The 21121-nt window shown below is 69.0% G+C and carries 15 protein-coding genes; 4 read left to right on the top strand and 11 right to left on the bottom strand.

The window, feature by feature from the left end; genetic code table 11:
* Positions 1 to 6 precede the first annotated feature (6 nt).
* The 11 genes from ABT114_RS13785 to ABT114_RS13735 form a co-directional block, all read right to left on the bottom strand.
* Positions 7 to 1140, bottom strand: a complete 1134-nt coding sequence (locus ABT114_RS13785) for an amino acid--tRNA ligase-related protein (RefSeq protein WP_351141994.1) — start codon at positions 1138 to 1140, stop codon at positions 7 to 9.
* Positions 1141 to 1167: 27 nt separating this feature from the next.
* Positions 1168 to 1836, bottom strand: a complete 669-nt coding sequence (locus ABT114_RS13780) for a phytanoyl-CoA dioxygenase family protein (protein WP_351141992.1) — start codon at positions 1834 to 1836, stop codon at positions 1168 to 1170.
* A 17-nt stretch (positions 1837 to 1853) separates the two neighbouring features.
* Entirely contained in the window at positions 1854 to 2537 is a 684-nt protein-coding gene (locus tag ABT114_RS13775; protein ID WP_351141990.1) for a phytanoyl-CoA dioxygenase family protein, read from the bottom strand.
* On the bottom strand, positions 2524 to 3327 hold the full coding sequence (locus tag ABT114_RS13770; RefSeq protein WP_351141988.1) for an aldo/keto reductase: 804 nt from the start codon (positions 3325 to 3327) through the stop codon (positions 2524 to 2526). Before ABT114_RS13770 ends, ABT114_RS13775 begins: the two co-directional genes overlap by 14 nt.
* A 13-nt stretch (positions 3328 to 3340) precedes the next feature.
* A complete protein-coding gene (locus tag ABT114_RS13765; protein WP_351141986.1) occupies positions 3341 to 4198 on the bottom strand; it encodes a radical SAM protein in 858 nt (285 codons plus the stop codon).
* Positions 4195 to 5481, bottom strand: a complete 1287-nt coding sequence (locus tag ABT114_RS13760) for a radical SAM protein (protein WP_351141984.1) — start codon at positions 5479 to 5481, stop codon at positions 4195 to 4197. Before ABT114_RS13760 ends, ABT114_RS13765 begins: the two co-directional genes overlap by 4 nt.
* Positions 5482 to 5606: 125 nt before the next feature.
* The gene (locus ABT114_RS13755) at positions 5607 to 5957 is read right to left on the bottom strand and encodes a hypothetical protein (protein WP_351141982.1); all 351 of its coding nucleotides are present in this window, start codon (positions 5955 to 5957) and stop codon (positions 5607 to 5609) included.
* Positions 5958 to 6203: 246 nt separating this feature from the next.
* Positions 6204 to 9287 carry a glycine--tRNA ligase gene (locus tag ABT114_RS13750; protein WP_351142218.1) on the bottom strand — a complete coding sequence of 1028 codons (3084 nt, stop codon included), beginning with the start codon at positions 9285 to 9287 and terminating at the stop codon, positions 6204 to 6206.
* 96 nt (positions 9288 to 9383) lie between these two features.
* Complete coding sequence (locus ABT114_RS13745; protein ID WP_351141980.1) at positions 9384 to 11714, bottom strand: lantibiotic dehydratase; 2331 nt, start codon at positions 11712 to 11714, stop codon at positions 9384 to 9386.
* Entirely contained in the window at positions 11707 to 17130 is a 5424-nt protein-coding gene (locus ABT114_RS13740; protein WP_351141978.1) for an SDR family NAD(P)-dependent oxidoreductase, read from the bottom strand. The genes ABT114_RS13745 and ABT114_RS13740 overlap by 8 nt, the downstream gene beginning before the upstream one ends.
* A gap of 73 nt (positions 17131 to 17203) precedes the next feature.
* Positions 17204 to 18022 (bottom strand): SDR family oxidoreductase, encoded by an 819-nt coding sequence (locus ABT114_RS13735; RefSeq protein ID WP_351141976.1) that lies wholly within the window; start codon positions 18020 to 18022, stop codon positions 17204 to 17206.
* Between the two features lie 283 nt (positions 18023 to 18305).
* Here ABT114_RS13735 and ABT114_RS13730 point away from each other — a divergent pair, with 283 nt between their 5' ends.
* From ABT114_RS13730 to ABT114_RS13715, 4 genes are read left to right on the top strand one after another with little or no spacing between them, the layout of a single operon-like run.
* Positions 18306 to 18563 (top strand): acyl carrier protein, encoded by a 258-nt coding sequence (locus ABT114_RS13730; RefSeq protein ID WP_351141974.1) that lies wholly within the window; start codon positions 18306 to 18308, stop codon positions 18561 to 18563.
* Positions 18560 to 19534, top strand: a complete 975-nt coding sequence (locus tag ABT114_RS13725; RefSeq protein WP_351141972.1) for an ABC transporter ATP-binding protein — start codon at positions 18560 to 18562, stop codon at positions 19532 to 19534. The genes ABT114_RS13730 and ABT114_RS13725 overlap by 4 nt, the downstream gene beginning before the upstream one ends.
* Positions 19531 to 20298, top strand: a complete 768-nt coding sequence (locus ABT114_RS13720; protein WP_351141970.1) for an ABC transporter permease — start codon at positions 19531 to 19533, stop codon at positions 20296 to 20298. The genes ABT114_RS13725 and ABT114_RS13720 overlap by 4 nt, the downstream gene beginning before the upstream one ends.
* Positions 20295 to 21098 (top strand): ABC transporter permease, encoded by an 804-nt coding sequence (locus tag ABT114_RS13715; protein ID WP_351141968.1) that lies wholly within the window; start codon positions 20295 to 20297, stop codon positions 21096 to 21098. The genes ABT114_RS13720 and ABT114_RS13715 overlap by 4 nt, the downstream gene beginning before the upstream one ends.
* The last annotated feature ends 23 nt before the right edge of the window (positions 21099 to 21121 follow it).

Below are 21121 nucleotides of genomic sequence, written 5' to 3'. Positions count from 1 at the left end.
TCCCGGTCACCAGCGGGGAGCCCCGTTCCCGGCCCGGGGGAAGTAGGGCACGTCGGAGGCCGAGGGGAGGCCCAGGAGGACGGCTATGAGCCGCTCCCACCCGATGAAGCTGGCCACCATCCCCGACGGGGCCTTTTCCAGCACGGGCAGCAAGTACTCGTAGCGTCGGCGCAGGTCGGGCAGACCCGCGTGTTCGAGGTTCTCCAGGAATTGGGTGTGGTCCGCGTAGCCGCGAATGTGGATCACCTCAAGGCCGCCCAGGTAGAACTCCGCGTCGGTGATGCACTCGCTGCCGTCGGCGGCCCGCTCTCGGCGCGAGGTGATCGACCGGACCCGGTAGGTCGAGTCGGTCACCTCGGAAGGCCGCCAGTGGAAGGGCGGGTACATGTTCCAGGTGGCGTTGAGACCCGGGCCGGCAGCCTTCCGCACGATCTCCTCGACCGCGTCGTGGTCGGCGTCGCTCCAGTCGATCAGGTACCGCTGCTGAGCGGCGAGTGTCTGCGGGCCGGGCTCGTCCGCGGACGCGTCCAGTGCGAAGCAACGGGCCCCGGCATCCGTGAGCTTCTTGAGCAGCCGGTCGCGGTGTTCGAGCGTGCTCTCCTCGGGAAGGGTGAGGAACGCAAGACACTCGACGGCCAGACCGTTGGTGATGTGCTCGGGCACGAGCCCGCCGGGGCCGAGGTGGAAGAACTCCCGCTGGTCTAGGTCGATCCCCAGCACCTTCGCCAGATGGATCACCAGCTGATCCGTCAGCGCCGCCATCTCTTCGACCGTCGTGCCGCTCTGGGCGAAGACCAGCTGCTCGAACTCCATCAGGTAGTTGCCGTCGGAGAACGAGGCGTCCGCCTCGTACCGGTAACAGCGGCCGAACGTGTAGCTCGGAGTCAGCCCCTCGGCCATCGCGCTGAAGAGGGGAAACTCGGGGGACTGCAGGAGCCTGAGGTCCAGGTCGGCGGACATCCTGCTGTGCGCGAGCGAGAACTCCTCGACGCCGTATTCCTCCGACTGGACCCAGATGGACGGCAGGACGATCTCCGCGTAGCCCTGTTCATGCAGCCACTTATGGGCTTCCCACCGCAGCCTGCTGATCAGCTCACGGTGAGGGGCCGGCACGCCGATCCTCTTGGTCGCGTCATCCATGACAAACCCATCCCTTCTATCGCTGGCTCACAGCACAGACCGATCGGCGAGCAGGTACTCGGTCAATTCGCGCCTGGCTTCCGCCGATTCCGGAGCAGCGGCGTATGTGGTGGTGATCTGACGCCGGTTGTCGACGCCGCCGAACGACGCGTGGTAGGAGTGCGGATCGAAGGCGATGAGGTCACCCGGTGAGGATGCGACGGTGAAGCACGGCACCTCGGCCGGTTTCAGGCCGAGATGGCGGGCCGGACTCTCCATCTCCGCGGCGAAGCCGTCCCAGCTCCCGCCCCGACGGTGCGTACCCGGGATGAACCGGAGGGCTCCGGTGTGGGGACCGAGCGGCTCCAGGTACTGGACGATCTTGAGCAGCCGGAGAGCACGGTGGTTGCCGTCCCGGTGCCAGTAGGTGTCACCGTTGTAGCGGACCCCGTCACCGCCGACATACACGGCGTCCCCGCCCAGCAGCCGCCGCGCCAGTAGCGGGCATCGGCCGTCGGTCAGCAGCGTCTCCTGGAGCACCTCGCTGCGCTCCGCGATACGGGCCACTCCCGCGCGACCGTGCCGGCCCACTCTCGGGAGTTCCTTGGCGAAGACACCTTCGAAGGCGTCGGCGATCGCCGGCGCCAGGTCGGTCTGGACACCGCTCAGGTGCAGGAAGCCGAACGTCCTGAAATAGGTGACCTCGGCTTCGGTCACTGAGAAGGGAGCTGGTTTCATCCGATCGGCACCGATCCGGAGACGTAGCGATTGAGGAAATAGAGACGGGTGTCGCGTCGTTCGGCTTCGGTCACCGGTTCGCCGACGCAATTGAAGGCCAGCTGCCGCCGGACGCCCCCGTGCCAAGCGGAGTGCAGGACGTTCGTGTCGAAGACGATGACATCACCGGGCCGAGATTCGACCACGACGCCAGGTATGTCACTGCCGTCGAGGCCGAGGTCCTGGTGGTGCCGGATGACGTGCCGCGTGGGGTCTCCCAGCCAGCCGTTGTCGGCTCGGTGCGATCCTGCGATGAAGCGCAGCGCTCCCGCATCGTCCGCGGTGGCGTCGAGGTACAGCACGAAGCGCAGGAAGGGCGTGTGGTAGAACCCGTCGGAGTGCCAGTACGAGTCACCGACCAGCAGATTGGCATCACTGGTCACGTTTTGGAACTGTCGCTCGAAGAAGGTTCGGCAGACCGTCCGCGCCCACTCCGACTCGGTGACGAGCGCGAGTTCGGGCATCTCGGTGTGAACATCGAACTTGGTCACCCGTTCGTCCGGCACATCCCCCGCCGGCGGCTCGATCACCCGGTCGAAGGCGCGCGTCAGATCGTCGATCACCCCGGCCGCCGCCTGTTCGATGCGGGCGAAGCCGAACACCCTGAGCTGCTGGGCCACGTTGTGCTCAAGCGTCTGCATGGGTCTCCTGGGCTGAGTACCGCTTTCGGGTAGCTGTCCTCCAGACGGACCCGGCCGGATAGTCGTCCAGTTGCTCGACGGTCCGGGGGCCGATGACGACGGCTTCGGGCGCGTACATCTCGTGGATCTCCTCGATCCTGGCGGAGATCGACTTCGTCTTCAGGTCGGACGCCACGGTGTGCAGCCGCGAGCCGCCCGAGAAGAGGCTGCGGACCACGAGACGGTAGTCACGGAGCAGTGCGAGCGTGGCGGTGTCGTCGGGATCCAACTGGTCCGCCTCGCACATGACCACGCTGCCGGCCGGCAGACTGCCGGCGATCTGCGGCAGACTCACCTCCGGCAGGAGCACGCTGACGCCGATGAGGGCCGCCCGCCCGGTCTCCGCGCAGTGCCGGGCGAACCCGGCCAGGTCGATGTCCGAGACCCTCGCGGGTTCTGGATTGTGCACAAAGGCGACGTCGACCTGATCGCGCCGCAGCCGCCTCAGGCTGCCTTGCAGGGACGCGGCCATCCCTTCGAGGCTGTAGTCGAGCGTGGGCAGAGGGCTGGTGATGTCGACACCGACCTTGGTCCACACGGCGGCGTCGCCGGGCAGGTGGTTGCCGAGGTCCTCCTCCGCCGCCCCGCGGCCGTAGATGGGAGACGTGTCGAAGGCCGCGAACCCCTTCGCAGCCGCCCGCTGGATGAACGCACCGCCCGCCTCCGGGTCGCGCCCCAGGACCATCAGGCCGTTGAACGATCCCGAGCACCGCATGGTGCCCACCACGACGGCCGGCTGGTTTCCGGTCATGGCCATGCGTACCTCACCCCTCGTTGTCCGGACGGCAGATCGCCATGCAGGCGAGTCCCGTCGTCGGCGGCGTGCAGAACGATCGGTCGAGCGCTTCGTGGATCGCCTGCCTCGTGGCGGTGACCGACACCTGCCCCGACTTGTCGTAGGGACAGCGCCGGAGGTACCCGTCGGCCGACAGGTACAGCCGCACGGACTCGCAGGACCGCTGCACCGAACCGTGCAGCCAGGCGTGGTAGTCCGACACGACCGTGCGCAGTTGGTCGGACATGCCGAACGACGTGGAGATCAGTTCCAGGTCGCGTGCCAGGTTCGGATTCTCGAAACGGAACGTCGGCGAGGGCAGCAGCGGGCTGACCTCGACCGGTACCTCCGCGGCCTCGACCACCGCCGCGATCTCGGTGAGATCGTCGTCGTCCAGCTGGTAGGCCGTGACGTGCAGGCTGGCCCGGTGGTGCCCGAGCGCTTCGAAGACCTTCGGGGTCGACGATATGGTCCGGCCGGTACGGCCCAGCTCGTCCGCCTTCCGGCTGTCTGCGGACACCGTGACGTGACTGAGCATGCCCGCCACCTCGGCGAGCGCGTCGAGCCGCGGTCCGCTCCGGGCGGCGGTCACCACCGAGGCCCGGAAGCCGAACTGCAGGGCCACGCGCACGAGCCGGCCGAACTCCGGGTGGTCGGTCGGCTCGCCGCCGGAGAGACACAGCTCGTCGATGCCGATCTCGCGGAGGCGGGACAGAGCCCGTGCGTAGGTGTCGAGGCTCAGGACATCACGGCCGACGTCGGCGCGGAAACAGAACCGGCAGTTCACCGCGCAGTTGTCAGCGGTCGAGACGAGCACTCCTCGGAGTGCGCCGATCTGATCGCTCACTGCAGCCCCGTGTGGTCGGTGAGAGCCAGCTGAAGACCCACCTGGAAGAAGTCGCACATCTGCGGGTCCGGCTCGGCGTTGCGCCGGAGCGAGACGTCGTTCCGCGACGGGCCGCCGCAGACGGCGGCGGCAGAGCAGTCTCCACACTGCGGGGCCGGCAGCAGGTTCTTGGCGGCCTGGCCCAGCAGACCCGGGTTCTCCCGGAGTTCACTGATCGGGAAGACGAAGGAGTCGTCGCGCCAGTTGAGGTCGAGGATCGAGATCCGCCCGCGGGAGAGCAGCGCTGCGTTGAGGCCGCCGTCCTGCTGGATGTGCTCATACATCTTCGGCAGGCGCGTGTCCAGCGCCTGGTAGATGCGGTCCAGCGAGGAGAAGAGCATGGCACCCCGGGACAGCGCCAGCAGCCGGGAACGGAAGACCGCTCGGGTCAGCGCCTCGCCGTCGACGTGCCAGCGTCCGGAGATCGGGATCGGCGTGTTGACGTAGATGAAGTTGATGCCGAGCGAGAGAACGTACTCCACCGTGTCCGGCAGGTCGCTCACGTTGGTCGGCGTGGGCGTGAGGTTGCATCCCACGTGCACGCCTGCTTCGAGCAGCCGCTGTATGTTGCGGTGAATGCGTCCGTCGGCAGGCTTCCCGGAAAGCAGGAAGCGTTCGATCTTGTTGTCGTCGGGGCGGCCGTCGAAGGAGACGCCGACGCCGTACTTGTACTTCTTGAAGTGCTCGATCATGTCGTCCTTGAGCAGGACGCCGTTGGTGACCACGGTGAACTGGACGCGGCCCACCCCGTACTTCTCCGCCAGTTCGAGACTGTACTCGTCGCCGTACTTCATCAGATCGAACCGGGTGGTCGGCTCTCCGCCGAACCACTGGATGGTGACCTCTTCCCGGCCGGCGTTCTGCTCGAAGAGGTACTCAAGCCCTTCGCGCAGGTCGGGGATGGTGATGTCGTCGGCCCCGGTGTTGGTGTCGACGAAGCAGTAGGTGCAGTGCATATTGCAGGTGTCGGTCACCACGATGCGGTAGCCGCTGATCCGGGCCGGCGTCCCCATGCCGCGGACCCGGTCGAGGACGCGTTCACGCTGCGTCGCCGTCGGCTGTTCCGGGGAGAATCCGAGCTGCTTCATCTCGGTGAGGAGCTCGGGCTCGCTCGCCTCAAGCCGCCGCATCTCGTCGGTGGTAAGACTGACGCTCTCCAGGGATACCGGGTCGAAAACAATCCCCTCGGAACCCTGTGCAAGAAGCAGATACTTGTTCCAGAGTCGATCGACATCGCTCGTCATGGCGACCTCCTAATCACGCGGAACCAGCCATGCTCACGTATGAATGGCACAGCACATGCACCTGTTGCGGTGTCTTCGCGAAGCGCCAAGGACACCGCAACAGGGGGTGACGACTAATCGCGTAATTACGCTTCTTCCGCGATTTCCTCGTCCTTCAGAACACCCTGGACTATCTCGGTGTAGTGCTTCTTGAGGTACTCGGTGTTCTCCGCCGTGGCGCCATCCGCGAGGACGATGATGCCGGGCAGGGACGGGTTGGGAGCCATCACCACAATGCCGGGCGGGTCAAGGCTGATCGCCATGACAGCGTTCTCGACCGGGACCCACTCGACCTTCTCCTTGAGAGCGTCCATGACGCTGACCTGCTTGGACTTGAAGTCCTCACGCTCGCCGAACCAAACGCCCGACTTGCCCCGCGATGCGACCGCATCGGCGTACAGCAGGTGATTGTCCTTCTTTTCGCGTGGCTTGGGCATCCAAAAGCCTCCTTAAAGAAAGGGCAGGATGTGGACAGTTTGCATTTGCTTTCCGACCACTGAAGATCAGCCTCACATATCGGGCCACACGAACGGTCTACCGCTGGTATATCCCCGGAACAGGCGCGGAGCCGAGCGGAAATCGGCACCGGCGCACGCGAACGGCCTGCGTCCCGTCCCGCGTGTGCGCGGGACGGGACGCAGGCCGTTGCCCTGTCCGTCCTGTTCAGCCGGAGGCGTGCCCCGTCAGGCGAGCGCTTCCCAGTCGATGATGCCCTCCGCGAGGTCACGCACGGCGGCGAGCAGGCCCAGCCTGTTCGCCCGCACGCGCGGATCCTCGGCCATCACCAGGACGTCGTCGAAGAAGGAGTTCACCGCGTCCACCAGGTCTCCGGTCTCCGCCGTGAAGCGGAGCAGCGAGGTCTCCCCGTCGAGCACCTGGCGGCTCTTGCTCAGAGCAGCGTGCAGGGCGTGCTCGGCCTGCACCTCGAACAGCTCGGCGCCATAGCCGGCCTGCACGCCGGCTGGGACGATGCGACGGACACGCTGGAACGCCGCCAGCATGGCGGCGAAGCGGTCATCGCCGCGCAGGCTCTCCAGCTCCTCCAGGGTGCGGGCGGCCAGGAGCGGCGTCTCGGCCCGCACCAGCACCGCCCGTACGTCCGTGGTGGCCGAACCTGCCTCGATGAGCTGCTGCTCGAAGCGGCGCAGCACGAACTGCACCGTGCCGTCCAGGGACTTCGCCTCGACGGGAACTGCCTGGTGTTCGGCGGCGATCTCCAGTCCCTGCCGGATCGTGAGGGCGGCAAGGTCGTCACGGCTGAGCAGGATATTGACCACTCCCAGCGCGGAACGCCGCAGGCCGAACGGGTCGGAGCTGCCGGTCGGCTCCGCCCCGATCGCGAACAGACCTGCCAGCAGGTCGAAGCGGTCCGCCAGGGCGAGCAGGGCGCCCGGGAGGGTGGCCGGCAGCACGTCGCCGGCAGAGCGGGGCAGTTCGTTCTCGAAGAGCGCCTGCGCCACCTCCTCCCGCTCCCCGGCCCGGACGGCGTACTCCCTCGCCATAACACCGGCGAGGCTGGACAGCTCGGTGACCATCTGAGAACCGAGGTCGAACTTGGTCAGGGAGGTCGCCCGCTCCAGCGTCTCGCGGTCCGCACCGAAGATACCCAGCGCGTCCGCGAGCCGGCGGGCCACGGCCGAGATGCGGTCAGCCCGGTCCGCCATGGAGCCCAGCCGCTCCTCGAACGTGAGGAGGCGGATCTTCTCCTTCATCTCGGCCAGCGGGGTTTCCAGGTCCGCCTTCCAGAAGAAGGAGGCGTCCTCGTACCGGGCGCGCAGCACGGCCTCGTTACCGCGCCGCACGAGGTCGTGGTCACACGTTCCGTTGGCCACCGCCACGAAGTACGGCAACATCTGTCCCTGCGCGTCCACGACGGGAAGGTAGCGCTGGTGCTTCCGCATGACCGTGACGAGGATGTCGACGGGCAGCACGAGGTACTCGGGGTCGAAGCTGCCGAGGATCGGGGTCGGGGCCTCGACCAGGTTCGTGATCTCGTCGATCAGTCCCCCGTGGCGCTCCACGTCGATGCGTCCGCCCACCTCGGCGGCGAGCCGGGTCGCACCGTCCACCACGAGTCGCCGGCGCTCGGCCGCGTCCGCGAGGACGCCGTGCCGCTCCAGCAGGGAGAGGTAGCCCTCGGCGGTCGTCACCTCCACCGTCGGATGGGCCGCGTCACGGTGCACCCGAGTCATGCGTCCCGAAGTCAGGGTCGACACCGCGAAAGGGATGACCCGCTCTCCCAGCAGAGCCGTGATCCAGCGGATCGGACGGGTGAAGGCGAGCCCCGGGGAGTTCCACCGCATGTTCTTCTCGGCACGGAGGCCGGTCACGACCTCGGGAAGCAGGGAGGAGAGGACCTCGTCCGCGGAACGTCCGACCACCTGGCGGGTGAGCGCCACGTGTTCCTTGCCCCCGACAAAGACACGGCCGAGGTCGGCCGGGTCCACACCGTTGCTGCGCGCGAAGCCGATGACGGCCTTCGTGGGGTTACCCTCCGTATCGAAGGCCGCGGAGACCCGCGGTCCGCGCACTGTCTGCTCGTGGTCCGACTCGCGCGGGTGCACCTGCTCGACCACGGCCACGACGCGCCGGGGGCTCGCGAAGACGGAGACGTCACCGTGGCCCAACCGGGTGGCGGCCAGCTTCTCCGTCAGCGTCTCCCGGACCGCCTGCGAGGTACGGGTGACCTCGGCCGGCGGCATCTCCTCCACACCGATCTCCAGCACCAGCGTCGCCGCCTGCCGCGAGGCGGCGTCCCCGGGGGCCTCGGTCTGATGCGCGGCACCGGGAGCCGGGGACCCGGCCGGGGCGTCGGACACCGCCGGGACCCCCGCGAGGACCGGTGCCCCGGCGACATCGGCCACGGCGACGTCGGCCACGGGGGCGTTGGTCACGGCGGGGCCCGAGCCGGTGCCCAGGGGGAAGCCGAGTTCCTCGCGGCGCGCGACCCACAGGGCGGCGACCTCGTGGGCGAGGCCGCGCATCCGGGCGAACGCGCGTGCCCGCTCGGTGGTGGAGATGGCGCCCCTCGCGTCGAGCACGTTGAAGGTGTGCGAGCACTTGAGGACGTAGGAGTAGGCGGGCACGGGCAGGTGCGCGTCGAGCATGCGGCGGGCTTCGCCCGCGTACGCCTCGAACAGCGTCCGCTGGGTGTCCAGGTCGGCTTCGTCGAGGTAGTAACGGCTCATCTCGTATTCGGCCTGGCCGAACGCCTCGCCGTAGGTGACGCCGGGGGCGTACTCGAGATCCTTGAAGTGGCTGACGCCCTGCAGCGCCATCAGGATCCGTTCCATGCCGTAGGTGATCTCGACGGACACCGGGTCCAGGGCGATGCCGCCGGCCTGCTGGAAGTAGGTGAACTGGGTGATCTCCAGCCCGTCGAGCCACACCTCCCAGCCGAGGCCCCAGGCTCCGAGCGCGGGCGAGGCCCAGTTGTCCTCGACGAAGCGGATGTCATGCGCGGCCGTGTCGATCCCCAGGGCGCGCAGGCTGCCGAGGAACAACTCCTGGGCGTTGCCGGGCTCCGGCTTCAAAATCACCTGGTACTGCGTGTGCGTCTGCAGACGGTTGGGGTTCTCGCCGTAGCGGGAGTCGTCGGGGCGGACGCTCGGCTCGACATAGGCCACACGCCACGGCTCCGGTCCCTGGACCCGCAAGAACGTGGAGGGGTTGAGTGTGCCCGCACCTACCTCAGTGTTCATGGGCTGAACGGCCAAACAGCCGTGCTCGGTCCAGTACTTGTTCAGCACCAGGAGAGCTTCTTGCATAGTCAACACTGAGATCATTCCTCCACGGGACGCGGCACAGACTCAGAGCACCTCCCAGCCGAAGCACAGGAGACGTACGGGCCTTCAGTCTACCGATCAGCGTGTTCCCGCTCGGTCGACGGCGACAAGCCTGAACTCGCTTGTGTACATATCGCCGTCGGCGTCCGGCAGCCAGAGGTGTTCCCGGTCGGGAAGCATCTCGGTGACCGTCACCTCCGCGCCGGGCCGTTCGGCGGCACCTCGCACCAGGTGCAGGAGCGAGGTGATCAGCAAGGGGCTCCGCCGGTCGACATACACCGGCTTGCGCTCCCCGGTGACGCGGACGAACACCCTCTGCGGCAGCCCGAGTCGCTCTGCGAACCGCTGGTACGCCAGGAACCTGGCGGCGTCGTCGCCGCTCCGGGTGAGCCCCGTCGCGGCGATGGGGACGCGCCATGTCTCCCGCGCCACGACCAGGTCGTCCACGACGATTCTCGGCTGGTGCGGCTGCGGCGGCACCATACCGAACGAGTCGACGGTCACCATGGACAGCAACTCGCCCAGCACTTCCACGAGATCGGCGTCGAAGGTGCCGCTCTCGTCCCGCACCCGCAACCGTCCGTCGTGCCGCTCGACGCGCAGACCGCCGGCCGGCAGCACGTCGTCGACCGGCGCACCGCCGGGATCGTCACCGATCGACCAGTACGTGTAGTCCGGCAGCAGGTGGGTCAGGGGCGGGAACGTCCGTGAGGTGACGGCCCGCCAGTTCTTGGGCAGCATCGGCACGATGCGGCCGGTGAGGCCGTCGTCCGCCACCCGGCGCGCCAGCGAGTCGGGGTCCGGGTGCTGGGCGGCGTACACCCGGTTCTCCAACGTGTTCACGGCCGCATGCAGTTCACCGAGAACAAAAAAGGTGCCGCCCGTCGCGCTCCGTGCGCCGCCGGGGTACACCAGCATCAGATCCGGGCTGTGGTACCGCGCCGCGGTCCAACCGGGGCCGGGGCAGTCGAACGCCGCCTGCACTCGCTCGCGGAGTTCGGCCGACGTCAGCCGCACGGGAGCCGTGCCGTCCCCGCAGGCGGGTCCCAGGATGTCCCACCACCGCTTCTTCAGTTCCGCGCCCGCGCGGTCGGTGATCAGGTCCTTCCCGTCGATGAGATGGGGCCCGAGGAGCAGGGTCATGGCGCTCAGGCGGACCGGTCCCCCGTCCCCGCGTGTCCGCAGTTTGTCGAAGCACCGGTCGGCGACCTCGCAGCAGTGCGCGGCGACCTGGTGGGTCAGCCACCGGGCCGAGCGCAGGACGAGATCGAGGGCGTCGCCGATCCCGGCGAGCATGTCACCGCCCAACCGAACGTCGACGTCACGCTGCGCGTCCTCGTAGACCAGGGTCCGCCCACCGGCGAACTCACCCGGCCTGCGTGAGGACACCGCGTCCGTCACCTCTTCGAACACCGCGTTGAGTTCCTCGACGGCCCGGACCACGGCGTCGGCGTCCCCGGCGGCCGCATGCGCCGTGTCCCGCGCCGCCAGCAGACGGTTCACCTCCGCGCGGGCCCGGTCCCGCACCCGGGCGTCCCCCACCGCGTCGAGGCGTGCGCAGAGTTCACGCTCGGGCCAGGATCCGAGCGGCAGCACCAGGTCCCAGCGCAGGAGCCTGCGCTGCACCAGGTCGTCGAGCCTTTCGAAGACCTCGTCCTCCGCTCCGGGATCGACGAACCCCAGCCAGGCAGCCTCCTCGGCCAGGGCCGCCGCGGAACGTGTGCCCTCGGCGACGTTGAGCAGCGCGAGGGACAGCTCGTCCAGGAGGACCGGCTGCCGCTGGGGTGCGACGGCCCGGTCTCCTTCCACCGCCACGGACGGGTTGCGTCGGGGCGCGAGCCAGGGGCGTAGCCCGAAGCGCCTGACGAGCGCCGCGCCGACGGCGTCGACGGCCCAGCTCTCGAAGTGCAGCGACCGGCTTCGCAGCAGTTGGGCGCCCGTCCTCACGCTCAGGCCATGGCCGTCGTTCAGCTGCGTCCAGGCCACCGGGCCGAAGAAGCCGATGGTCTCGTTCTTGGTGCAGTACCGCTGCAGGTAGCGGGTGAGCCGCATCGCCTTCTTGCGGTCGCTCTTGGTGAGGCGTTCCGGAACCGGCCCTGCGGAGAACGCGTCCACGTACCGCGCGAGCAGTTGGGGGTTCTGCCACGCCACGGCCTCGCGGAACCGCGGCTGCCGGATGGCGTCGCGCAGCCGCTCGACCGTGCCGCGCAGCTCCCGCGCGAAAGGGACAGCGAACTCCTCCGGTACGGGGCTGGCCCCCGGGTCCGGGAGCAGACCCGGCGCCTCGAGACCGGTGATCCAGTCGAACGGCATGCCCGCCGTCCGCAGGACGCACTGGTCCCAGACCGCGAAGGTTCCGTCGGCGAGCGGGACGTGGTGCCCGGGCTGGCCGGCCCTCGGCTCAGGCACTGTTGCGGGCCTTGTCCACGGCCGTCGAGAACTCCGTGAGCGTGGGGTGGTCGAAGAGCGCGGAGATCGGCAGTTCCACTCCCAGCTCCTCCCGTACCCGTTCGACGAGCTGGACGGCCGCGAGGCTGTCGCCCCCCGTCTCGAAGAAGTCGTCGTCCGGTGCTCCGGAGCCGCCGAGGATCTCCGCCCACAACAGCCGCACGTTCGCGTCCACGGTCGGCGCGGCGGGATCCGCGCTCTCCGGCGAAGGAGCCTGAGCGGCGGGCTGCACGGGCCGCGACGACGCCGACTGCCGCACCGACGAGATGGTCAGCGAGCGGGTACGGCGCAGTTTGCGGGAGAGACCTTCCGGAGCCACGATCACCTGGGGGCCGAGCGCCGCGCCGGTGAACGCCTCGAACAGCCGTCCGCCTTCGGAGGCGTCCAGGAAGGTTTCGTCGCCGTCCGGGCCGCCGACCCCTGGGGGCTGCTCCGGTACGGCCGTCGTCGCTGCGTTCCGGACGGCCCGGGTCGCCATGGACCGCTCGACCTCACGCAGTGCGAACCCTTCGACGGTGACCACTTCGTCTCCCTGCTCGTCCAGGATGGCCACGTCGCGCAGATGCACGCCTTTCGGGGCGTCCGGCCGCACCCTGATCAGCGCGGTGATCCGGTCGGGCAGCGGGCCGCGCACGACGACCCGCCGGTAGGTGAAGGGCAGCGCGTTGCTGTCGCCGGGCAGGGGGACCGCGAACGCGGTGGCGCAGTCGAGCATCGCGGGATGCAGGACGTTGACGCCGCAGTCCTCGCGGAACTCTTCCGGCAGGCGGATCTCCGCGAGCGCGGTCCGCCCGTCGCCTCGCACCCCGGTCACGTTCAGCCACCTCGGACCCACCGTCACCAGTCCCCAGCCGTCGTTGAAGCGCGGCGACGCCAGGGGTTCCGTGTGAGCGGCGTGCAGTGCGGTGAGGTCGTGGCGGGGCGGCGCACCGTCGTCGGTCGCGGACACCCGTCCCTGGGCGTGGGCGATCCGGCGTTTCCCGTCGTCGCCGTCGGCCCGCTCGGTGCGGAACCGCCATGTGGTGCCCTCCGCGCCGGACTCGGAGCTGAAGGTGACGGTGAGCTCCACCGTGTCGGGTACGGCCACGGGCGCGGTGAACGTGACGTCCGTCAGCTCGACCGGCAGCGGCAGGAACGTCCGGGCGGCGCGGAGGACGAGCTCCAGGTGTCCGGTTCCAGGAAGCACGGGCGTGGCGCCCAGCCGGTGCTCGTCGACGAGCCAGCAGGCGGGGGTGAGCCGGACGCGGAACGACCGCTCCCCCGTCGGACCGTCCGGGAGCGGCATGACGACGGGCTCGTTCCTCCGCTGGTCCTCGGCCTCGCGCAGGAACGGGGACTGGTTCGCCGCCGCGTCAACCGCCATGCCCCCTCCGGACCAGGAGGGCCAGTTGACCGAGACGGTCCTGCCGGGGCGGCGACGGTTGCGGTCGTGGGCGAAGGCGTCCAGGAAGGCGTTGGCCGCCGCGTAGTCGGCCAGGCCGAACTGTCCCGTGACGGCAGCCACTGAGGAGTACAGCATGAAGGTCTCCGGCTGGTCCCCGAGGAGCTCGTCGAGGAGGAGGGCCCCCGTGATCTTCGGACGCAGTACCTTCTCCGCCTCGGCCGGGTCCTTCACCGCGAGCATGCCGCCGCCCGCGACTCCGGCGGCGTGTACAACGCCGGTGACCGGGCCGAACTCCTCACGGACCCGATCCAGCGCCGCGCGGAGCCGGTCACGGTCGGTCACGTCCACGGCCAGCGGAAGGACCGTGCTGCCGAGTTCCTCCATGCGGAGCACGGCCTCGACGGCCCGGCGCGTGCTCGCGTCGAGCGCGTCGGGCCGGGACCACGCCGCGCGGTCGGGCAGGCCGCCGCGCCCCGCGAGCACCAGAGTGACCGGCCCACAGCGGGCGAGGCGTTCCGCGGTCACCAGACCGAGCGCGCCCAGGCCGCCGGTGATCACCCATACGTCACCGGCCGCCACGGCGGGCACGGCCGCGTGCACGAGGTCTTCCGGGACGGGGCGGAACGAGGGCGTCCACCTCCGGTGGCCGCGTACGGCGCACCGCCCGGCACCAGTGCCGTGGTCATCGACGATCTCGGACCAGAACCGCTCGGCCAGGGCGGAGTCGAGTTCGCCGGGCGAACCGGGCGCCAGGTCGAGGACCCGTGTGCGCAGCGCTTCGTGTTCCTTGACGGCGACGTCGAGGAGGGCGGCGATCGGCGCCTTACCGGGCTCGACGCCTTCACTGTCCGCTCCCGACACGTCCCACAGCCCGCTCACCAGGCTCGTGATCCGGATCGGCCGGTCCTTGGCGGCGTACTTGCCGATCTCCAGCAGGAGCCGCTGGAGCGAGCGGTATCCGTGCTCCAGCCAGTGTTCGGCTGCCTGGGCGTCGGAGAGTCCCTCGGGCCGCGCCCCGAACGCCCAGAGGTGCACGATCTCCAGCGGCTCGGAGCCCTCGCGCAGGCACTCGCGGACGGCGGCGGGCAGGCCACCGGGGAACCGCCCGTCGGGGCCCTCCACAGTGACGCGCGCCGCTCCTTCCGCACGGAGGCGCTCGGTGAAGCGCGGTACGGCCTCGTGGGAAAGGATGAGCCAGTCTCGGCCGGCCACCGCGTCGGAGCCTAGCTCCGGCGGGGGGGCTTCCACCCAGGTCGGGACGGTGACGCGATCGTCGACGAATCCGCCCTCGGCCTCATCCGTGGGTGCGGCCGGCGCAGTGTCGTGAGCTCCGCGCTCGGCGTCAGGGTCGGGGTCGATCCAGTAGGTCTGCCGGTCGAAAACGTAGCCGGGGACGGTGACGCCCGGCCGCCGTTCGTCCTGGGTGAGCCGCGCCCAGTCGACGTCAACGCCCGCCTGCCAGAGGTTCGCCACGGCACGGTAGAGCGTCTTGAGAGCGCCGCCGGTCTCCTTGCCGGTGGGCAGCGAAGCCACCGCCTGACCGCCTCGGGCGCCGGTCACCTGGCGTCGTACGAGTGGCGTCAGCTGGCCCGGTCCGACCTCCAGGAGCAGCGGTCGGCCGAGTTCCGCGGCCGCCTCCACCGCATCGCTGAAGCGGACCGGCATGCGCATCTGCCGACCCCAGTAGGAGGGGTCGATGGCGTCCTCGTCGCTGATCCACTGGCCGGTGACGTTGGAGACCCAGGGGACGGCGGGGCGTGTGAGGGGCAGGGTTGCGACGAAGCGGGCGAGCTCGTCCGCCGCGTCCTGGGTGAGGGGGGTGTGGAAGGCCCGGTCGACCTGGAGCTCCACGGTCCGCTGGCCCCGGGCGGACAGCTCGTCGACAGCCTTGGCGACCGCCTCGGACGCTCCGGAGAGCACACAGGCCCGGGGACCGTTCTCCGCGCTGATCCACACCTCGGGGTGGTGGGCCAGGAACGTCTCGGCCTGCGCCCGGGACATGGACGTCGCGATCATGCGGCCGTGCGGAGTGCGGGCGAGGAGCTCGCCCCTGCGGACGACCAGCCGGGCCGCCGAGGCAAGGTCGAACACGCCGGCGACGGTTGCCGCGACGATCTCTCCGATGCTGTGGCCGATCAGCGCGTCAGGACGGACGCCCCAGGAGGCCCACAGCCGGGTGAGGGCCCATTCGACGGCGAACAGGGCCGGCTGGGTGAGGTCGGTGGCGCGCAGCCTCTCGGTGGCGAGGGCTTCCGCGTCCGGGTCGGCTGAGAGCAGACACGCGCGCAGGGCCTCCGCGACCGGTTCACCGAAGGAGGTGAGGCACTCCTCAAACGCCTGGCGGAAGACCGGTTCGCAGGTGTACAGCTCCGCGGCCATGCGTGCGTGCTGGGCACCCTGGCCGGGGAAGACGAAGACGAGCGGTCCGGCCTTCGAGGGTGCTTCCGTCGGGCGTTCGGCCAGATCGGCCAGGGCTTCCGCCATGTCGGCCGGGTCGTCGCCGACGACGGCAAGCCGGTGCGTGTGGTGGAGCGGACGGCGCCGGAGCGTGTGGGCGACATCGGCCCCGTCGTCTCCGGACGTGTCGAGGTGCTCGCTGATCCGGCGGGCGGACTCGGCGAGCGAGACGGGTGAGGCGGCGGCCAGCGGCAGGACGAGGGCGGGGCGCGAGGAGGTGGCCCGCTCGGCCGCCGGCAGTCCTTCGATGATCACGTGGACGTTGGTGCCACCGATGCCGAACGAGCTGACGCCCGCGTAGCGCGGCCCCGAGACCGGCCAGGGAACGGTGTCCGCCGTGACCTCGAAGGGGGTCGTGGCGATATCCATCAGGGGGTTGGCCGTGGAGAAGTTGGCGGTGCCCGGGATCAGTCCCTTGTCGACCGCGAGGACGGCCTTGATGAGGCCGGTGACACCGGAGGCGGGGCCGAGATGGCCGATGTTGCCCTTGACCGAGGAGAGCAGCGAGTAGCCGCGCCTGTCGGTGAACTCCCGGTACGCCCGGGTGAGTGCCTGCACCTCGATGGGGTCGCCGATCGCGGTACCGGTCCCGTGGCCCTCTACGTAGCCGATGTGTGCCGGGTCCACGCCGGAGACGGTCAACGCCTCGAAGACGGCGGCGAACTGACCCTCCACGCTTGGGGCGGTGAATCCGGCCTTGCGGTTGCCGTCGTTATTGACGGCGGACCCGCGGATGACGGCGAGGACGCGGTCCCCGTCCCGCCGGGCGTCCGCGAGGGGCTTGAGGACGACCGCGCCGGCGCCGCTGCCGAAGATCGTCCCGTCTGCGTCCGCGTCGAACGGCCGGCAGCGGCCGTCCCGCGAATAGAGGCCGCCCTTGACCCAGCGGTGACCGGCGCCGTACGGCATCTCCAGCTGTACGCCGCCCGCCAGGGCCACGTCGCACTCCCCGCTGCGCAGCGTCTGGCAGGCGATGTGCACGGCCAGGAGCGAGGTGGAGCACGCCGTGGCCACGGTGAAGGCCGGGCCTCGGAGGTCCAACTTGTAGGCGACGATGGTGGAGATGTAGTCGTTGTGGTTGCCAGCCTGGATCCCGATCTCGCCGTACCTCCGGACCGCCTTGGCGTTGCGCCGCACGTTCAGGTCCGCGTAGCGGTTGGTCACGCCGCCCGCGAAGACCCCGATGGACGACGCCGTCCGCCGGGGGTCGACGCCCGCGTCCTCCAGTGCGGCGTAGGCGACCTCCAGGAAGATCCGCTGCTGTGGGTCCCGCAGCTCCGCCTCGCGCTGGGTGAACCCGAAAAGGCGCGCGTCGAAGTCGCCCGCGTTCTCCAGCAGGGGCGCGTACTTGACGTACGACGGGTCCTGAATGCTGGACTCGGGCACACCCGCCCGGCGTAATCCCTCGTCGGTCAGAGGCGAGAGGCTCACCTCTCCGGCCACCAGGTTCGCCCAGTAGGCCGCCGCATCAGGCGCCCCGGGGAATCGGCCTGCCAGGCCGATCACTGCTATGAGGTCATCTTCGTCAGCGGCCATCGAACAGTCAGATTCCTTTTGTCTTGCCAATGGTTGAGACCGTGCCGCACACCGGCACGGGATCGACGCCGCGTCACTCGGTCGCGGGGTCCTCGATCTCCGTGGTCATGACAGGGAGGGAGATGCCACCGTCGACGGCGAGGTTCACGCCGGTGATGTAGGAGGCGGCGTCCGAACAGAGGAACAGGGCCGCCAAGGCGGAGTCCTGCGGCTTCCCCAGCCGGCCCAGCGGGATGCGGCTGCGGTGCTTCTCGAAGGACGGGGGCACCCCCGGCCGGCCGACCGCCATGTTGTTGACGGCGGCCTTCGAGGGCGTCGGGCCTGGGGCCAGCGCGTTCACCCTGATGTTGTAACGGCCCCATTCCCGTGCCCAACTCGTCGTGAGGGCGAGCACCCCGGACTTGGCGGCCGCGGCGTGGGAGAAGTGGGCGCTCCCCCGGTGGGGATCCGTCATGACGATGTTGAGCACGGCTCCGGCACGCTGCTCGATCATGTGCGGGACCACGGCGCGGGTGCAGTGGAACGTGCCGAGCAGATCGATGTCGATCACGGTGCGGAACGACCGGCTGGACATGGTCTCGGCCGGTGAATAGAAGTTTCCCGCGGCGTTGTTGACCAGCACGTCGATGCCGCCGGAGTCGGTGATCGTCGCCTCCACCATGCGCACCACGGCGTCCTCGTCGCGTACGTCGCAGGGGACGACGGCACAGCTCACGCCGAGCCCGTCGAGCCGATTCCGTGCGGCCTCCAGACGTTCCTCGCTGCGCGAGGTCAGCACGACGTGCGCGCCGTGCAGCCCGAACTCGCGGGCCATACCGAATCCGATTCCCGTGGCACCGCCCGTGATGACCACGACACGGCCGCTGTAGAGATCTCGCCTGAAGTGAGTCACAACACCCCCACGGTTTCCGGAGACATCGGCAAGCACTTACGTCGTCGCCCGTCTCAAACATCCGGACGGGAGTGCACGGGCGCCAGACGATCAAGCCCCCGGACCCAACGTACGCAGCCGGAACTGCCGTAGTCCAGAGATATCGGAAGAGAGATCCTGATCACCCCGGAGAACCTCGACAAGACGGACCTAAGGGGCGCCATCAGTATCATCGCGGCAACGCAGACCGGGCCCTGCCGAACGCGTCTTGACCCCTCTCGGCCAATCATGATCTCCTGGATCGATGCGTCCCGAATTCGACGAGGCGGAAACGCGACAACTCGTCACAAAACAGGTGGAAGTTCTGACGGGGACAGCGGCCGGAGAGAACGACGACTTGTTCGATCTCGGCCTCACGTCGGTGAACGCGGCTCAGCTCAGCACCTGGATCGAAGCGAATTTCGGTGTGCCGGTGACCATGCGGACCGTATTCGAAAGACCTGAAATCGGGTTGCTCGTCGCGGCTATCGCACAATCACCTGGCGGGGGAGACCAGAAATGAATCACGCCATCGCCGTCGGGGAATTAACGCGGACTTACACCACGAGAATCCGGAACGGCCTGTTCCGCTCCTCGGAGAAGAAGTCCTTCACGGCGCTTCACGGCATCGACCTGGAGATAGAATCCGGTGAGGTGCGGGGAATCCTGGGCCCCAACGGAGCCGGGAAAAGCACCCTCATCAAAATCCTCTCGACAGTGCTGCTGCCGACTTCCGGCCAGGCTACGGTGCTGGGCCACGACGTCGCCACCGACGCCGTCGAAGTCCGCCGCCGGATCGGCATCGTCTTCGGTGGGGAGCGCGGGCTCTACGGCCGGCTCACCGCCCGCGAGAACCTGGACTACTGGGCGGCACTCCACGGCCTGTCCAAGCGCGACCGCGACACCCGCATCGGCGACCTCCTGGAACGCATAGGGCTGGGCGAGCAGGCGGACACGCCTGCGGACCACATGTCGCGCGGCATGAAGCAGCGCCTCCACCTGGCACGGGGACTGGTGGGAGATCCCGAGGTCGTCATCCTGGACGAGCCGACCGTGGGCATGGACCCCGTGGCCGCTCGCGAGTTCCGCACGCTGGTGGACGACCTGCGCAGGGACGGTCGGACGATCCTGATCACCACCCACGACATGCGTGAGGCCGAGGCGGTCTGCGACCGCATCACCCTGATCGACCGCGGCCGGGTCGTAGGCACGGCCAGTCCCGACACCATCGGCCAGTGGATCACGGCGTTCGAGCGGGTGGAGGCGCAGCACGTCCCGGCCGAGCTGGTCGAGAGGATCCGCGACATCGACGGCGTCGCCTCGATCGACACCCGCCCGAGCGACTGGATCCAGGTCAACACGGACTCCCCAGGAGCGATACGCCCGGTGCTGGAGCTGCTCGTCGCGGGCGGAGTCACCATGCTGCGCACCAGTCTGCCGAGCCTGGAGGACGTCTACGTGGCCGTGGTGGGAGATCGAGGGCTCTTGGTATGAACGAGTGTTGCGCCGGAGCGAGGATCCAGCTCCGCCTCTTCCGGAGAAACCCCGGCCATCTGCTGGTCTTCACCACGATCCCGTTCTTCTCGGCCATCTTCCTCTCCTCGCTGAACGCCGCGGACCGCTCGGACCTCGCTCCCTATGCGGTGATCGCGCCCACCCTGATGGCGCTCTGGCTGGTCTCCCTCGACCTCGCCGGCTCGGTCATCGACGACGACCGCGAAGAGGGCATGCTGGAACTCTTCACCGCATCGCCGGCGAACCTCTCCCTCATGCTCACGGGCCGGGTTCTCGTCGTCTCCGCGGCCGGCCTCCTCGCCTTCGCCGAAGCGGCTCTCACCGCTCGCGTCTTCTTCAGCATTCCGCTGCCCACCGCGCACCCGTGGCATGTCCTGACGACGCTTCTGACGACCGTGCTCGCCACGGCGGGCACGGCGACGGTCATGGCCGGGGCCTTCGTGACCGCGCGATCAGCAAAGCGATTCGCCAACGCCCTCGGGTATCCCTTCTACGTCCTGGGCGGCGTCCTGGTGCCCGTGACGTTCCTGCCTGTGTGGATCAAACCGGTCAGCTGGTTCATCTACCTCTACTGGAGCGCCGGCCTCCTACGTTCCTCGACAGAACCGGCTCCCGTCCAGGACTTCGGACCACGACTGGGAGCGCTGTGCCTGCTGGGCGGCGTCTCCTTCGGTCTCGGAATCCTCGTGGTGAACCGATTCATGCACCGTGCACGCGCCCAGGGAATCACGGGGACGGAATGAGACTGGTTTCTGCTTGGCGCGGCGTCTTCACCACTGCGGCGCGTATCGGGTTCCGCGAGTTCTCGACGTTCTACACCTGGCGCGCCTGGGTGTTCGGCTGGTTTCTCCGACTGGTGGCACAGGTCGTCTTCTTCGGCAGCATCGGACTGCTGGTCGAGTCGCCCGAGCGCATCCGGTACATGGTCATCGGAAACGCTGCCGCGGTCGTGTGCATCGAGGCATTGGCCGTCATCACCTGCACGGTACGAGAACGTGCCCTGGGGACACTCGCCCTCCAGGTGGCGGCGCCCGCCGATTATTCGATCACCTATCTCGGACGCGGCATCTACTGTCTGATCGTCGGCATCGTCAGCAGCACGTCGGTGCTCTTCGTCGCGGCTGCTGTCTTCGGAATCCACCTGCCTTTCCCCGGTCTCCTTCTGGTGCCGGCCCTCATGCTCGTGACGGGCGCGTCCGCCTACGCGCTGGGAATCGCCATCGGTGCCGTCGTCATGCGCTTCCCCGCCCTGCAGTTCCTCGCGCTGAACCTCGCCTATCTGTCCCTCATGACGTTCTGTGGAGTGAACGTCCCGGTGTCCTACTGGTCCACCCCTGTGAGCACGGTCGCGCAAGTCCTTCCGCTCACCCACGGGCTCGACGCACTGCGCCTGGCCCTGAGCTCCGGCAACACCCCCGATGTCCTGTCGTCCGTCGGCCAGGAGATCGTCGTGGGCGCGTTCTGGCTGCTGGCCGGGATTCTCCTCCTCAAGCAGGCGGTGGCGGGCGAGCGCCGCAGAGGAACCATCGAGCTGTCAGGTTGACCCGCCGCACCGGCGTCCGCCCT

This window comes from Streptomyces sp. NPDC002088 (assembly GCF_040296605.1).
In the GTDB taxonomy this organism is placed as follows: Bacteria; Actinomycetota; Actinomycetes; order Streptomycetales; family Streptomycetaceae; genus Streptomyces.
This window is presented reverse-complemented; position numbering and strand designations above follow the sequence as displayed.